We start from the raw sequence: 552 nt of genomic DNA, 5'->3' as shown, positions 1-552 counted from the left end.
ATAGGGAAGCCGTAGAGAAATCGAGTCCGAATAGGGCGATCAGTCGCTGGGTGTAGACCCGAAACCAAGTGATCTACTCATGGCCAGGATGAAGGTGCGGTAACACGCCCTGGAGGTCCGAACCCACTAATGTTGAAAAATTAGGGGATGAGCTGTGGGTAGGGGTGAAAGGCTAAACAAACTTGGAAATAGCTGGTTCTCTCCGAAAACTATTTAGGTAGTGCCTCAAGTATCACCATCGGGGGTAGAGCACTGTTATGGCTAGGGGGTCATTGCGACTTACCAAACCATTGCAAACTCCGAATACCGATGAGTGCGAGCTTGGGAGACAGACGTCGGGTGCTAACGTCCGGCGTCAAGAGGGAAACAACCCAGACCGCCAGCTAAGGTCCCAAAGATTGGCTAAGTGGAAAACGAAGTGGGAAGGCTAAAACAGTCAGGATGTTGGCTTAGAAGCAGCCATCATTTAAAGAAAGCGTAATAGCTCACTGATCGAGTCGTCCTGCGCGGAAGATGTAACGGGGCTAAGCCAGTCACCGAAGCTGCGGATAT

General features: G+C 50.9%; 1 rRNA gene. It reads left to right on the top strand.

Annotated elements, in window-relative coordinates:
* Positions 1 to 552: ribosomal RNA gene (locus ASN89_RS00140) — 23S ribosomal RNA — on the top strand; the annotation flags it as partial.

The organism is Janthinobacterium sp. Ant5-2-1 (assembly GCF_001445815.1).
Lineage (GTDB): Bacteria > Pseudomonadota > Gammaproteobacteria > Burkholderiales > Burkholderiaceae_D > Janthinobacterium > Janthinobacterium lividum_E.
This window is presented reverse-complemented; position numbering and strand designations above follow the sequence as displayed.